Source organism: Microcoleus sp. S13_B4 (assembly GCF_036700885.1).
GTDB lineage: Bacteria > Cyanobacteriota > Cyanobacteriia > Cyanobacteriales > Microcoleaceae > Microcoleus.
The window spans coordinates 70680-85099 of the sequence record NZ_JAUBPU010000010.1; the positions used below are offsets into that span (position 1 = coordinate 70680).

At 45.0% G+C, this 14420-nt stretch carries 9 protein-coding genes; 6 read left to right on the forward strand and 3 right to left on the reverse strand.

Annotated features, from left to right (window positions below; all coding sequences use genetic code 11):
* Positions 1-20 precede the first annotated feature (20 nt).
* Positions 21-1472 (forward strand): anthranilate synthase component I, encoded by a 1452-nt coding sequence (locus QT994_RS08585; protein WP_333173422.1) that lies wholly within the window; start codon positions 21-23, stop codon positions 1470-1472.
* Between the two features lie 353 nt (positions 1473-1825).
* Here the strand turns inward: QT994_RS08585 and QT994_RS08590 are convergent, their stop codons facing one another.
* Positions 1826-2986 (reverse strand): quinone-dependent dihydroorotate dehydrogenase, encoded by a 1161-nt coding sequence (locus tag QT994_RS08590; RefSeq protein WP_333173424.1) that lies wholly within the window; start codon positions 2984-2986, stop codon positions 1826-1828.
* A gap of 231 nt (positions 2987-3217) precedes the next feature.
* Between QT994_RS08590 and QT994_RS08595 the strand changes: the two genes are divergently transcribed.
* The gene (locus tag QT994_RS08595) at positions 3218-6136 is read left to right on the forward strand and encodes a GAF domain-containing protein (RefSeq protein WP_333173426.1); all 2919 of its coding nucleotides are present in this window, start codon (positions 3218-3220) and stop codon (positions 6134-6136) included.
* Between the two features lie 344 nt (positions 6137-6480).
* Here QT994_RS08595 and QT994_RS08600 read toward each other — a convergent pair whose 3' ends face one another.
* Positions 6481-6939 carry an ABA4-like family protein gene (locus tag QT994_RS08600; protein WP_333173429.1) on the reverse strand — a complete coding sequence of 153 codons (459 nt, stop codon included), beginning with the start codon at positions 6937-6939 and terminating at the stop codon, positions 6481-6483.
* Between the two features lie 178 nt (positions 6940-7117).
* On the opposite strand from QT994_RS08600, the gene QT994_RS08605 reads away from it, so the two are divergent.
* Positions 7118-8128: a leucine-rich repeat domain-containing protein gene (locus QT994_RS08605; RefSeq protein ID WP_333173431.1), complete on the forward strand. Its 1011-nt coding sequence runs from the start codon at positions 7118-7120 to the stop codon at positions 8126-8128.
* A gap of 286 nt (positions 8129-8414) precedes the next feature.
* On the opposite strand, the gene QT994_RS08610 is transcribed toward QT994_RS08605, so the two are convergent.
* Positions 8415-9914, reverse strand: coding sequence for an NAD(P)/FAD-dependent oxidoreductase (locus QT994_RS08610; RefSeq protein WP_333173433.1), 1500 nt, complete (start codon positions 9912-9914; stop codon positions 8415-8417).
* Positions 9915-9984: 70 nt separating this feature from the next.
* Here QT994_RS08610 and QT994_RS08615 point away from each other — a divergent pair, with 70 nt between their 5' ends.
* From QT994_RS08615 to QT994_RS08625, 3 genes are all read left to right on the forward strand, one after another.
* Complete coding sequence (locus QT994_RS08615) at positions 9985-11673, forward strand: hypothetical protein (RefSeq protein ID WP_333173435.1); 1689 nt, start codon at positions 9985-9987, stop codon at positions 11671-11673.
* A 182-nt stretch (positions 11674-11855) separates the two neighbouring features.
* Complete coding sequence (locus tag QT994_RS08620; RefSeq protein ID WP_333173438.1) at positions 11856-12851, forward strand: pentapeptide repeat-containing protein; 996 nt, start codon at positions 11856-11858, stop codon at positions 12849-12851.
* Positions 12852-12941: 90 nt separating this feature from the next.
* Positions 12942-14309, forward strand: coding sequence for a serine/threonine-protein kinase (locus QT994_RS08625; RefSeq protein ID WP_333173440.1), 1368 nt, complete (start codon positions 12942-12944; stop codon positions 14307-14309).
* Positions 14310-14420: the final 111 nt, after the last annotated feature.

Sequence of the window (14420 nt, forward strand, 5' to 3'; positions counted from 1 at the left end):
TAATTATAGTGAAATCTATTATGGAAAAAATACAACCTTGGCATTGGCGAAAGCTTCCCCTAAATCAGCGCAGCGGATCTGAAATTTTTCAAATTTTATTTCTCGGTAAAACTGCCGACAGTGCAAGCTCAATATCGGATTGTTTCCCCCGCGATATGGCTGTTCTGCTAGAAAGTCCAGTTACATCTTCTACTAACTTGGCACGATATTCTATTTGTGCAGGTTCTCCCCGGATAATTAACGGTCAATCTCAGCTATGGACACCGCCAGTCGGTGAAATTTTACCTTTTTTACGCGCTCTTTTGGACTCTCAAAATCAAAATTTAGCGGTCAATGTACCGCCGGAAATTCCTTTTACGGGGGGTTGGTTGGGATGGCTAGGTTATGATTTAGCATGGGAAATCGAACACCTGCCCCAACTCAATACCGATCCGCTTCCTTTCCCGGTTAGCTGTTGGTACGAACCAGAATCTTTTGCGGTTTTAGACCGGCAAACGCAAATTCTCTGGTTGGCTGCGAGTCAACCTTCTCAACTCGATGTTATGCAGCATCAATTAGAGCAAACAGATCGAGAAATAATAGAAAATAATTTACCAGAAAATTATCAACAAGATTCCGCTACTCCTATTTTCCAATTATCTCAGAGTGAATATAAAGAAATAGTGCGAAAAGCTCAGAAGTATATTCATGCGGGCGATATTTTTCAGGCTAATTTATCTTTGCGGTTTGAAACCCGTACAGATTGCAGTAGTTGGTCAATTTACCGCGCTTTGCAACGGATTAATCCTTCGCCTTTTGCAAGTTATTGGCAAACTCCGTGGGGGGCGATAGTTAGTTGTTCGCCGGAAAGACTCGTTCAATTATTAGGAAAAAAAGTAGATACTAGACCGATCGCGGGAACGAGGCCACGAGGTTTAACCTGCATTCAAGATGAGCAGTTAGCACAGGAATTAATAGAGAATATCAAAGAAAGAGCCGAACATATTATGTTAGTTGACTTAGAGCGCAACGATATCGGGAGGGTGTGTGAATGGGGCTCGGTAAAAGTTAACGAATTTCTGACCATTGAACGCTACAGTCACGTGATGCACCTCGTCAGTAATGTTATCGGTACATTAAGACGAGATTGCGACGCGATCGACTTAATTCGAGGGGTATTTCCGGGCGGTACGATTACAGGTTGTCCGAAAGTGCGCTGTCTGGAAATCATCGAAGAATTAGAACCTGTGAAGCGCAATTTATTTTACGGTTCCTGTGGTTATTTGGACTGGCGCGGCAACCTGGATTTAAATATTTTGATTCGCACCCTTTTATATGCACCAAAAAGTGACGGTACGACGGGGGGAGTTGTTTGGGGACAAGTGGGTGCGGGGATTGTTGCTGATAGCGATCCAGAAAGGGAATGGCAGGAGTCGCTGCATAAAGCTCAAGCTCAAGTTAATGCTTTGAAATTAGCGGAAATATTTGATTAGATGCGTGTTATATAAATCGAATCGTTAAGATTATTGAAGGTTTTTAGCGTCTATTTACTTTTGATGTAATAGTAATTGAAATCTATCGAAGACCAAAGATTTCAATTACTATTACTGTTAGGGGACTGTTGGGATGGTGTTGCCTGATAGTTTTTTTAGCGATCGCACTGTGAGTCATATCAATTCCGGCAGTCAGACCGGAATGATATCAAATCCGCGCTTCGGGAGTCGGGCGTAAAGTCGAATCCCGAGGCCAACAAATAATTGGCGCAATTTTCATTTTTTTGACCCCTCCTTCAACAGTCAACAGTCATTAGTCATCAGTCAACAGTCAACAGTCAACAGTTCTATGTCTATTGATTGTCGGAACCTACTGCCTCAGAAATAGAACTAAATCCGCGTTCTTCTAACTTTTGCAACAACCCTTGTAGAATCCGACGCACCATCCAAGGCCCTTCGTAAACCCAACCAGTGTAGACTTGAATTAAACTCGCACCAGCGGCTATTTTTTCCCAAGCATCTTCGGCGGTGAAAATGCCGCCAACTCCAATTATGGGTAATTCGCCTTTTGTATATTGCCAGATAAATCGGATTACTTCTGTCGATCGCTCTCGCACTGGAAGCCCGCTAATTCCCCCGGCTTCTTCGGCGATTGGTTTGCCTGTTTCTCGCAATATTTGTGTTTTCAGTCCGTCGCGGCGGATGGTGGTATTTGTGGCGATAATTCCTGCTAGTTGGTAGGTTTTTGCTAAGTCGAGGATTGATACGATCGCCTCTGACTCCAAATCCGGCGCAATCTTGACTAAAATTGGCTTGATTCCCTGATTTTCTTGTTGCAAAATTTCCAAAATTGTGCTTAGCCCAGCAGCATCTTGGAGCGATCGCAACCCAGGCGTATTCGGAGACGAAACGTTGACTACAAAATAGTCGCCCCAATCTTTCAGCAGCTTAAAACTCTCCAAATAGTCTGCTGCTGCTTGCTCTAACGGTGTTACCTTAGATTTACCGAGATTGATGCCCAAGGGGAACCGAGACTGAGGCATGGGGCGCGAGGCATCGAATTTTGCCTGTTTCTGTGCTGCCTGAAACCGAGCCGCCATTGCCGCGGCTCCTTGATTGTTAAATCCCATGCGGTTGAGGGCGGCACTGTCCTCCGTCAAGCGAAACAAGCGAGGTTGGGGGTTTCCCGGCTGTGGTTGACAAGTGACAGTGCCAAGTTCGGCAAAGCCAAAGCCAAAATTTGCCCAAATGTCAGCAGCTACGCCGTTTTTATCAAATCCGGCGGCTAAGCCGACAGGATTGTTCAAGCTCAGTCCCCACAAAGATTGTTCGAGGCGAGAATCTTGGACTCCCACAGATTTCTGCAATCGAGAGAGCATTTGACTGGTTGCGGGGTTTGACTGGGTTCGGGCTGCAAGTTCGAGAACTTGGAGAGTGCGGTTGTGCAGCCACTCGGCATCGGTTTTCAATACGGAAAACAACAGCGGGCGTACACTTGATTGATAAATATCCAATGATTTGTACTGGGGCAATTTACAAATTAGAAATGAGAAGGGAAATAAAAATATTCACGAGCCGACAGCGAAGGCGAAGTTTTTACTTTAACTTCGATCGACTTTATCCAATGTTTGAGATTGAGGGATAAGTGAGACGATTATATTATAAGTTGACTCTTTTGCATTTTATTTTTTGGAATTTTTAAGTTAGTAATTTTAAATTAGACAAAGGTGCGGGGAAGCTTGGAAATGGGGCAGCAGCAAAGACCAAAGGATTTAGACGAACAAATCGCGACCCTAGAGCGCGTTCTCCAGACTCTCCGAGAAGAGGAGAATGTGGAAGTGCTACTTTCGACCACACTCGGTTACTTGCAAACGGAATTTGACTGGGGGTTGATTTGGATCGGGTTGTACGATCGACAGGCCCACAGATTATTCGGCAAAGGTGGCATAACTCCTAACGGCGACCTGTCTTTTCTCAAACAGCGGTTTGCTCTCAGTCCGGGGGATTTGCTCGAACAAGTGGTGATTCAGCTTCGGCCGGTGGGAGTCCCGGATTTGCGATCGGAAAGTAGAGCCGGAGAATGGCGCAAAGCAGCTCAAACTTTCAATATTCAAGGCACGACTCTGTTTCCACTGCGCTACAAAGACCGCTGCTACGGCGTGATTTTGCTCGGCACTGAGGTGTGGGGAGCGTCGCCCAAGTCGGGGGAAAAAACGCAGTTGGCGATCGTATTTGGAGCGCTGGCAACTGCTCTTTACCAAATAGAAAAAGACTGGCAGCGACAACAAGTTAAACACCCAGACGAGTCTCTTTTAGCGCTGCTTTCGCAGTTGGGGGAATTGCGATCGCTCGACCAATACTTGCAAGCGGTGGTCGAACAAACTCATGAATTTATCGAGCCGACGCGCACCAATGTTTATTGGTTCGAGCGAGAGCGACGCTATTTTTGGCGCCGAGTCAGCAACCGCGAAGTTACTCCGGGTTTGGGCGGGCCGAGCCGAGCGGCTTCGGGCATCACCGTCCAAGACTTGGGCGAATTTTATCAGGCTTTGGGCAGGGAAGAAATGGTTTGGATCGGTGAATCTCAAAGTTCTCTGAAAACTGAGCTGACGGGGCGGTTGATGCAGCAAATCCGCGCTCGCTCTCTGTTGGCTGCGCCGATTGTTTCGGAAGGGGAATTGTTGGGATTTTTGGCAGTAGAAGCCAGCGAACCCCGGATTTGGCAAGACAATGAAAAGCATTACCTGCAGGGAGTGGCGCAGTTAGTGGCTCTGACGGCTCCTGTGTCCCAGATGGAGGAGAGGATTCAGCAAACTGAGATCGATCGAGATTTAACTGCCGGAATAGCTCGCGCCATCTATAGCGATGCTGACTGGGAGGCGACTTTGAAAAATACCGCCGAGCAGTTGTGCGGGCGGCTCAAATGCGAATACTTTTTGCTGCTGCTGTACGGCGAAGAACAAAATCGCTTTGAGATTGTCTGCCAAAATTTGCCCCGCAACCGCAGGCCAGTGCCGTCGCCGCTCAACGCCCTCGATGTGGCTGACGTGGGGCTGTTGCAAGAAAGTACACCTGTGGCTATTGAAAATTGGGAGGAAGACCGGCGGTTGAGCGCTTGGCGGGAAGTGTTGGGGGAGGCGGGGGTGCGATCGCTTTTGGCATCGACCACTCGGAGGAAAAATGAAGAGGGAGAAAACCCCAATCTCAAATCGAAAATCGCCAATCGAAAATCGATCGAGGGTTTGCTGGTTGTCGGACACAATGCAACTCGCACTTGGAAGCGATCAGAGCAAGAATTAGTTCGGCTAGTGGGCCAACAGCTAGGATTGATCCTGCACTCCTGGCAGCAGAGTGCGGAAATCGAAAAATATCAGCAATTTGAGCGCTCGCTCAAATCGGGTTTGGCGGTTTTGCAGCATTCTGAGGAGGAGCAATCTGAGCAACCGATATCTGCTGCTTCACCGACGATTTTCCCAGAGTTGCCGCTACAAAAGCTCGATCGTAACTTTGCTCAACATGTTTCCCAAACACTTTCCTGTCCTTTAGTAGCCGTAATTACTTGGAATCCGGGTCAGGAGGAAGGTTCAATAGCGACGGCGCTAGCTGCCAATCCCGTATTTGCCCTCAATCCCGAGGCGGTGATTCCTGTCCAAACAGATGCTTTGATCCAACAAACCCTGGCTGCTAACTGCGTGCTGCAACAGAGCACAAGCCAACTGCAACTGGCGACGAAGCGGTGGCTCCGCAGTCCGGGAATTGGCGAGATTCTGACGGTGGCGCTGCGGACTGCCCCAGAACACGCTCCGGCGGGCATTGTGGTGGCTGCGGACGCTCCGGGCCGCCAGTGGTCGGAGTTGTCGGTGAGTTTACTCAGCTCAATGGCGTCTCAGTTGGCTTGGTGGCGCAGGTATTTGGCGGTGCAATCGGCCGCCGAGTCGCAGCGATTGGATCTGGAGCTGCTCAACTGGTACAAACAGCGCCGTTTTGAGGACTTTTACCGCACTGTGGGAGCGGGGGTGAAGGAGTTGGGGGAGTTGAGTCAGTCGATTTTGCAGTCGGCGAAGGAGCAAAAGGATGCTCTGAAAATTTTGCGCTACCAGCAGGTTTTGCGGCACATTGGCAATGCTGTGGGCTCAACTCATTTGCTGCTGAAACAGGAACAGTGGCGGCTGCAATTTGCACAAGATGCGGTGCCTGTGAGCGCTTGGCTAAGGCGATCGCTCGATCGAACGGCCCCCCTGGTCAAACAGTCGCAAGTCTTGCTGGAAGTACACAGAGAAAGTGCTGTGTCGATGCCTGCGGGTCAGACTTTGAGTGTTCGCGGGGACAGTATCAAGCTGGATTTGATCCTGTGCGAATTGCTGGCGACGGCTTGCAGGCGCTCGGCAGTTGGCGCCAAGATTGAGATTCGCTCTCAGTTGTTGGGGGAAGATTTGTTAGAATTGTCTGTGCTCGATAGCGGCGCGTGCGATCGACAGTTAATTGCTGCTTTCAACGGGGATTCCGAACCCGATATATTAGCGGTTTCTGCAAATAGGTCGATCGTGCAAAATCTCTTAATTTGTCAGCGAGCAGTACGCTTAATGGGGGGGAACTTTTATTTAGAAATGTTAGAAAACAATTTAATTGTCGCTCGTTTAGTGATCCCCCTAGCCCATTCTTAAAATTCTGTACCCGCGAGTTCACCCCTATCTGCAATTCACATACTCCGTAGTTATAAACCAACCCCTACCCAACTTTTAGCGGTCAAGTGCTTCAGGTGCACCCTACATAATTAGGTTCTGCGTCCAACAGTGGATGATTGATATCAACTCCGTTTGATTCGGACTTGTATTAGATCGAGTTCTGTTAGGTCGTAAGATTAAATGAACCGCGAAGACGCAAAGAGCGCGAAGGAAGAACTGCATTTTCTTCTTTCTCTTCCTTCGTGTCCTTTGCGCCTTCGCGGTTTTATCATTCCGATGTAACCGGATGCTGTATAACATCCAAGGTATTAAAAACCCTCTGCCTAAACCGATGAAGTAACAGTTTCCTCCGCCTCAGAACTGGCGAAAAACCTTTGAGTAATCCAAGCAGTTACAATATGAGAAAGCAATCCCATCGGCCCAGCAAAAAAACACAAAGCCAAAGAATGAACCGTCCAAACTCCTGTCCGCTGTCCTTCCCAATAAATCCAGCGCCCGACAAACAAGTCCATCACTAAAAAATGTATCCATCCCGTAGCCGCCGCCGTTTCCTCCCCCAGAAACTTAGCAATATCTGCTAGCTTGGGATTGGACAAAGCTGCCGCATTTTCCGCAGTTAGACTGCTACCAAACAAATATATGTACAAAACGGCGAGCATCGCAAACGGAATAAAGGAATTCATCACTTTTCGGGTAATTCCCCAGTTTGGTAATAAAATCATAATTGCCCAGAAAGGCACAACGAACAGATTACCGACATTAAAAATTAGTTCTGGGGTCATAGTTGGCTCTTGGCTCCTGCGAATGCAATTAAATTAAGGATGTTAAGATTACTTTACACAATTTTTGCGGAAATTTCTCAAAACCAGAAAAAAATCTCATTCACAAATGAAATAGAATTGCTATACTTATCTAAAATTTAAAATCTCCCATCTAAAATCGATTAAGGCAGCACAGCCCATGACAACTTATAATAACTTTCCCGAGTGGTGCAAGCACAAAGAAAATATCTCTCTCGGCGCCAAACATACGGTAGAAATACTGTTGCAAATATCAGATACTTCAGATTGCGATCGAGCCAATGAACTGCTTTCTAATACAACAGAACTCAACCTAAAAAATCTTCAAATTACCGATATCAGCCCCCTCTCATCTTTCACTCAACTTACTAATCTCATCCTCGGCAGTAATCAAATATCTGACATCGCTCCCCTGCAAGCTTTAACTAACCTGAAAAGTCTGGTTATAGATGTCAATCAAATATCAGATATCAGTCCACTTTCATCTCTAATAAATCTGACTATACTCGTTTTCGATACCAATCAAATCTCAGACATCAGTCCCCTAGCAGGTCTAACTAATCTTACCGCGCTTGTCTTGTTTGATAACAAAATTTCCGACATCACTCCGGTGAAAAATTTAACTAACTTAAATGCGCTGATTCTCTACAAAAATCAAATTTCAGATATAGCTCCTCTGGCAAATTTAACTGAACTCCAGACACTCTACCTTTACAATAATGAAATATCAGATCTCACCCCGCTGGCTTCCTTAAAAAATCTGACTACGCTGTTTCTGTTCGGAAATGAAATATCTGACATTACACCGTTGAAAGCTCTAACTAACTTAAATAAATTGGTTTTATTCCAAAATCACATTTCCGATATTAGTCCTTTGACATCGCTCACTAATTTAATTGAACTTAACCTCGGTAACAATCAAATATCCGACATCAGTCCGCTGAAATCGTTAACTAATTTGACTGAACTTTATCTGTTCAACAATCAGATTTCGGATAGCAGCGCGCTACAAGCTTTAAATAATTTATTTTTGCTAGACTTGTACAATAATCAAATCTCTGATATCAGTTACCTGCAATCTTTGCAAAAGTTAACTAGCTTGGACTTGCGCGGGAATCCCATTGTTAATAAAAGTTGTCCTGTCAATCCTGAATCTATATGTCGGTTTTAATTCTTAATGTCGAGGCAAGATGACGGTTTATAGAGTATAATGTTTAAGGTTAATATCAGGAGAAAGTGATGAGCGGACACGATGCTTTGATGTTAGGATTGCTGCTGTTGCCAGGTTTGGCTTTGTCGATCGCAATTCTGGGCGCTTTTGCCGCTGGTGGATAATCAGTCTTTAGCACTCATCAGCACTCCAGCAAGCAGTTTACTGGTTCGGCAAGGGCGGGTTGATCTATTTTTTGAGTTGCCGACAATATCTTTGGCAAAACCCGCCCGCTTTCTCTACCAATTTACAAAAATTGTGCTGTCACATCCGAATTTACCAAAGTATTCGCGCACAAAATACCCGATGCTGCGACGGCGGGCACGCCAATTCCCGGCATTGTGCTGTCTCCCACGCGATACAAGCCTTTGACGGGTGTTTGTGGCCCGGGCCAGGTGCCTTTTCCGGCGGCGATTGCAGGCCCGTAAGTTCCTTGATATCGGCGTAAAAATCGGGCGTGGGTTAGCGGTGTGCCGATCGACTCTAAGACTATCCGCGATCGCAAATCCGGTATAATTCTTTCTAAAGCTTGAAACAGAGATTGCGATCGCTCTTGCTTTTTCTGCTGATACAATTCGCCATATTTCCAACCTTCGTAAGGTTCCAATGTATAAGCGTGAACGGTGTGATGTCCGGGCGGCGCGAGAGTTGCATCCCAGACTGTAGGAATCGAAATCATGCAAGTATTTCCGGGTACTGTAATGTCAATCTTGCTGTCGTGAACGACGACGTGGTGGCCGGTCAAACCTTCGAGTCCTTCGGCTTTAATTCCTAAATGCAGGTGCATGAAACTGTCTACTGCTGGCATCGACAAAGCGTTTTTTCGATAGCTTTCCGGCAAATCTTCGGGTCGCAGTAACTTTGTATAAGTATCCCAGATTGTGGCATTTGAAATGACAATTGGGGCGCCGATAACTTCGCCATTTTTCAAACGAACGCCAGTGGTTTTGCCCGCTTCAACTAATATTTGCTCGACGGGAGATCCCAGGCGCAATTTTCCTCCCCAGCGCTGCAAACCTCTCACTAAAGCATCCACGATCGCACCGCTGCCACCTACAGGATATTCGATCGCACAGCGCGATCGTTCGCCAATCATAAAAGCTATTTCCGGCGCGACAGTTCCGTGCGCTTTCAAACCCGACAGCAAAAAGCACTCCAAATCTATCAAACGCCGCACCCAAGGGTCACGCACGTCCCGATCCATCAAGGAACCTGCTGAACCCGCGATCGCACCTACCAACGGTAACAGCTTCAGCAACGCAGGCGAGTACCGAGACAGCAAAACAGGTATCAACTGCCAGTCGGATCTCAGCGCTAAAGCCGGAATTCCACGCAAAGCTTCATACAAAACTAATAAATTTTTTTGAAATTGCTGTAATTCTACAGCACCTTGCGGTGCAAACTTAGATACAGCATCTAAGTAACTTCTCGCATCAGCATAAATCGGCAAACTTCCCTCTGGAAAATGGTAATGTCCCAGCGGATCGTAGGAAATTGCTGCGATCGATTCCTCCAAAACATCAAAAACTTGTCGCAAAGGATTGAACGACCGGGGGTCAGTCAAACCGCAATAAAAAGAAGGCCCCGAATCAAAGTGAAATCCTCGGCGCGAAAAGCTGTGAGCTGCCCCGCCCGCTATGATGTGGCTCTCGCAGACGAGCACCCGCTTGCCGTAGCGAGCTAGCATCGAGCCGGCGACTAAGCCCCCAATACCGCTGCCAATTACGATCGCATCAAAGTCTTGCATTTATCAAATGTGGTATAATTGTATTATTTCTTGCTGAGTGTTGACAGGGTATTTTTATGGGAGGAAAACTATGAAAGCTTTATCTATTTTAGATGAAGTTGTTCGCGAATTAGAACAAGACGTGAATCTTTCGCGCATTAAAAAAATAATATTTTTTGCTTGTAAAGAGTTCTGGGAAAACGACCCGACCAAACTCGCCAGCGCAGATGTAAGGATTTTAATTGAAGAACTGTGCGCCAAATACAGCAGGTTAGAAGATATTGAAGCAGTTTTAAATAGTATAGTCTCTAAGGTTAATAAAAAAACCGAGTATGCTTTAGTAACAGACCTCATAGTCTGTCAACTTAGCAGGCTGTATGAATTTGAAGATTTCACCAAATTAGAAATAAACATATCTAGTTTTGGCGGTCAGGAAGCTCCCGCATTTGAAGAGCACTTTAGTTCGGAAGTACCCAGCAGCGAAGAAAGGGCAAGAAACCCCGGCAAATTATTTGATGTCAGACAAAAAGTTTTGCAGCAAACAAATCCGCTGAGGGCAAAAATCCTAATTTTTTCTACTCTTTATCACCAGTTTACTTTTAGCGATCGCGATTGGCTCCTGCTGAAAACTCAAGAACTTGACAATCTACTGCGACAACTCTTTAATGTCTGTGGCAGCCTAGCCGAACTCGAATCTCGATTGTACACAACTGCTAGCAATCTCGACAACAGAGATGAAAACGACCAAGCTGCAAGCGTAATCATCAAAGCGATGAATCCTTGTTACGCAAAAATGCAACAGGAAGAACGCGATGGAGCCGAAGATTCCGCTAGCGAAGATTACGATCAGACACATTTAAACAACACTGTTTATGAAGAGAGCGAGCTGGTGGACAGGCGCAGCGATTATTTTGAGCCAGGAGATATTACTCACATCATTCAAGCTGCTCCAGCTCACTATCATTATGACCCCCAGAAGAGTTACTTAGTGGCGGACACGGCCGAAAATGTGCAGTTTAAAGAGCCCCAAAGCAGCAATAATTCTGCGACTGATTTCAGACAGGAAATGGTAGAAACATTCCCCGTGGCAGAAATGCCGACTATTATCGACATTTTAGAACCGATCGCTCCTGTTATAAATATTAGCGATTCCATCAAACGCAAGTTGGAATTGGAAGAAGAAATGACAGAATTAGTCAGTCAAAGTGCTAACTCCGCAACGGCGCAAATAGAAAATCTATTCACTAAGTTAGAAGCTGCTTTGAACGGCAAATTTTCTACGGTAAGTGTAGAGGAGCGTTTGTACTGGAAATATAAAAATCTCAGAAAGTATGTAGGAAAAGTTCAGAAGTTTACCGATAAATTGCTGGAAATTTTGAGCGAATTGGAGTCAAAAGAAAGCGGTAAACCTCCTTCTCAAATCACCGAAAACCTGATCGACAATATTTCAGACATAGCGCAGGAAAACTCTAGCCATAAAGCAAATCAGTATCAGCTTCTGGAAATGGCAAAGCAAGGCAAACCAAAGGCTATCGCCCAATTGATTAATCAATTGCTACAGCCTAAAGGAATTGCTGCTACAGCGGGCTTTAAAGATGGTTGGCTCCATGTAATTCTGGAGTCGGCTGAAGTACCCAACCAACAGGCGACAGCTACATACATTCACAAAAAACTGTGTACTTTAAAATCACAATATCTTACTCATGTGAAAATTCACGGGCGACAGTTAGGCAGCAAAACAGTTTTTTGGACTCAAGAATTTGTCAATCAAACTCATTAAATGCCCCAAGTCAAGTCTGAGGCTACACAAACTAACTCGACCTGCGTCAACTGAAATTCAAGAAATTTCATCAAATTTCTCAGACTCAAGTCTAGCGCTACAAAAACTAAGTCCGCCTGCGCGAACAAAAATTTAAGCAGTCTAGAAATAGCAGATTGTACCTAATTCACCACAAAAAAAATATGAATGCCAGCGAAATTTTAAGGAGATATACATCAGGAGAACTAGATTTTCAAGGTATGAATCTCAGAGGCGTATACCTGAGCGGTGCTGATTTAATTGGCGTCAATTTAAGCAGTGCTGACCTCGGGGGTGCCAACTTAGCGATGTCATATCTGAGCAGAATTAACCTTCAGCGTGCAAATTTAACTAATACAAAGTTGTGCGGTGCTAACTTAAATCAGGCCAACTTGAGCGGAGCAAATTTGTCCGATGCAGACTTCCACGGAGCGACTTTGCAAGGTGCAGACTTTCGCAGAGCCAATATCTCTTTGGCAGTTTTTATCGATGCAAACTTGAGCGATGCAGATATGCGAGGTGTGAATTTGCAAGGTGCAGATTTGCGCGGTGCGTGCTTGCGGGGTGCAAATTTGCGGAAGGAGCTGCGGCTTTTTGAGGGTGCAAATTTGCGGGGTGCAAATTTGCAAGGTGCAGATTTGCGGGGCGTCAATTTGCAAGGTGCAGATTTAACTAAAGCTAATCTCAGTCACGCTAATTTGACTGAAGCATTTCTGGGAGAAGCAAATCTGACTCAGGCGAATTTGAGCGAAGCTATTTTAGATGGCGTATTTTTGACGGAAGCAACTTTGGTAGAAACAAATTTTTCCTGGGCTGTAATGGTGAATGCTAAGTTAGAAAGAGCTGTGTTACTTGATGCTGAATTGGCGGGCGCTAATTTGCGCGGTGCATTTATGACTGATGTTAAGTTGAGCAATGCTAATTTAATTATGGCTGACTTGAGTCGAGCTAATTTGGTGCGGGCTGATTTGAGTCGAGCTAATTTTAATCAGGCAAATTTGAGTGAAGCTGATATGACTGATGCTTACCTGGCTAGAACAGATTTGCGGGAGGCAATTCTGCACCGCACAACTTTGATTAGGGCAGATTTGAGCACTGCTAATTTATCAGGTGCTCAATTGCGCGGTACAATTATGCCGAATGGAGAAATGCACGGGTAATTACTTCTAGTAGCAATTTAACGCTCTCGGCCAAATAGTTAATTTAATAGTTAAGGAAATTTCGTACAATAAAAAAAAGAGGGGAATGCTGTGTTAGATTCAGGAAAAATTTTACAAGACCGTTATCAATTGCAACAGCGTTTAGGACGGACAGCGGCCGGTCATCAAACTTGGCTAGCAGTAGATTTAGAGTCTCAAGAACAGGTGACACTGAAAATGTTAGCTTTTAGCCCGGAAATGCAGTGGGAAGAACTCAAGCTTTTTGAAAGAGAAGCACAAGTTTTGCAGGCGCTAAATCATCCCCGCATTCCTTGCTATCGAGATTATTTTTCCCTGGAGCGGGAAGCCGGAGCAGGATTGCCTTGGTTTGGCTTAGTGCAAGATTATATTCCGGGATTTTCACTTCAGGAATTGTTAGAAAAAGGCAAAAAGTTTTCAGAAAAACAAGTACGAAAAATTGCAAATGAAGTGCTGGAAATTTTAATTTATTTGCATGAATTAAGCCCCCCAGTTTTGCACCGAGATATTAAGCCGAGTAATTTAATTTGGGGGGAAGATCAGCACGTTTATCTAGTAGATTTTGGTGCGGTACAAGCTCAAGCGGCGGTGACAGGTGTAACGTTTACAGTGGTAGGAACGAGTGGCTATGCACCCTTAGAACAGTTTTGGGGGCGGGCGGTGGTGGCTTCGGATTTGTATGCTTTGGGAGCTACTTTAATTCATTTGTTAACGGGGATGACTCCTGCGGATTTGCCACAGAAAGATTCTCGGATTCAGTTTAGCGATCGTGTGAGTGTGAATCCTAGTTTGGTAAGCTGGATTGAGAAGATGACGGAAATCGCCTTAGAAAAGCGTTTCAGCGAGGCTAGAGAGGCTTTAGCAGCTTTGAAATCGGGAAACATACAAGGGGCTAATCTTCAAATTGAGACTGTGAGGAAAATTGCCAAACCGCGTCACAGTCGCATTCAAGTTAGCAAATCAGCGACGGAGTTAAACATTAAAATTCCGTCTAGTTTAGTCAGAAAGCCTTTTTCAGTTTCTGTTAGAGGAATATTTTTTTTACTGCTACTGGGGCCAATACCTTTATTATCTTTTATACAAGTAAATTTAGCTATGGGATTAGGATTGTTTACGATTATAGTAGCTATGGGATTAGGATTGTTTACGATTATAGCAAGTATCTTACTTAAAATTGTGGGTCAGGGTAATAAAATTACATTTAACCGGAACTACTTTAAACTGGAACATCAGATATTTGGTTGGACTTCTTCACAACAAACTGGGAAAATTTCGGAAATTTTGGGTACTTTTATATATACCATGACTGATGGAAATCAAATCAGGATTCGTTCAGGTAACGATGGGGGAACTTACTTTTATGTTTTAGCAACAGAGTTGAAAGAGGTGGAGGCGGCTTGGTTAGCGCAAGAAATTCAAGATTGGTTAAATTTAAGATAATTTTTTGTAGGGGGAAGCCTTGGTGATTAATTTTTTTTGTATAATAGACATCTCCCAAATAAAAATGGGTTACGCACTCACTTATAGGAGGTCTAAAATACCGCAGATTCC

Excerpts from the sequence above, each read along its gene's own strand:
- QT994_RS08595 (WP_333173426.1), top strand. The coding sequence starts at position 3,218 with ATGGGGCAGCAGCAAAGACCAAAGGATTTAGACGAACAAATCGCGACC.
- QT994_RS08620 (WP_333173438.1), top strand. The coding sequence starts at position 11,856 with ATGAATGCCAGCGAAATTTTAAGGAGATATACATCAGGAGAACTAGAT.
- QT994_RS08585 (WP_333173422.1), top strand. The coding sequence starts at position 21 with ATGGAAAAAATACAACCTTGGCATTGGCGAAAGCTTCCCCTAAATCAG.
- QT994_RS08605 (WP_333173431.1), top strand. The coding sequence starts at position 7,118 with ATGACAACTTATAATAACTTTCCCGAGTGGTGCAAGCACAAAGAAAAT.
- QT994_RS08615 (WP_333173435.1), top strand. The coding sequence starts at position 9,985 with ATGAAAGCTTTATCTATTTTAGATGAAGTTGTTCGCGAATTAGAACAA.
- QT994_RS08610 (WP_333173433.1), bottom strand. The coding sequence starts at position 9,914 with ATGCAAGACTTTGATGCGATCGTAATTGGCAGCGGTATTGGGGGCTTA.
- QT994_RS08600 (WP_333173429.1), bottom strand. The coding sequence starts at position 6,939 with ATGACCCCAGAACTAATTTTTAATGTCGGTAATCTGTTCGTTGTGCCT.